This is a genomic window from Pseudoduganella rivuli (assembly GCF_009674485.1).
GTDB lineage: Bacteria > Pseudomonadota > Gammaproteobacteria > Burkholderiales > Burkholderiaceae_D > Rugamonas > Rugamonas rivuli_B.
Map to the genome: position 1 here is coordinate 1 of NZ_WKJJ01000064.1, position 696 is coordinate 696.

The 696-nt window shown below is 66.2% G+C and carries 1 pseudogene; it reads right to left on the reverse strand.

What is annotated here, in order from left to right:
• Positions 1–696: pseudogene (locus GJ700_RS35120) on the reverse strand (heme utilization protein); the annotation flags it as partial.

Here is a 696-nt window from a genome sequence, read left to right on the forward strand (position 1 = left end):
TCAGCACGCCGAACTGGGCGCTGGTCAGCGCGCTCAGCTGGACACTGTTGAAGGCGGCGATCTGTTGCGAATTCAGGCCGGCCGACACTTGCAGCGTGCTCAGGGCGCCGATCTGCTGCGACGTCAGCGCATCGACCTGGTCGCTGGTGATGGCATTGATCTGCGTCGTCGACAGGCCGGAAATCACGTTCGATTTCAGCGCGGCCAGGTCGGCGTCCTGCATGTTCGCCACCTGGTTGGTGGTGAGACCGACAGCCTGTGCCGACGTCAGCGTCGACACTTGCGTGGTCGACAGCGCCACCACCTGGTCGGAAGTCAGGCCGGCAACTTGCGACGATTTCAGGCCGGCCAGCGCGGCCGTCTTGATCGCGGCGATGTCATCGGTCGAGAACACCGCCAGCACATTGGTCGGCAAGGCCGCCAGTTGGGCCGAGTTCAAAGCGGCCACTTGAGTGTCGCTCAGCGCGGCGCCCTGCGTGGTGCCCAGCGTCGACAGGATGCCGGTCGACAGTGCGGCCACTTGCGTGGTCGACAGGTGCGCCACCTGGTCGGTGGTCAGGCCTGCCGCCTGCGTGGATTTCAGGGCCGCGATCACGGTGGTGGTCAGCGTATCGACGTCGGCCGTGGCAATCGCGGCAATCACGTCGGTGGCCAGCACGCCGAACTGGGTGCTGGTCAGCGCCGCCAGCTGGACGC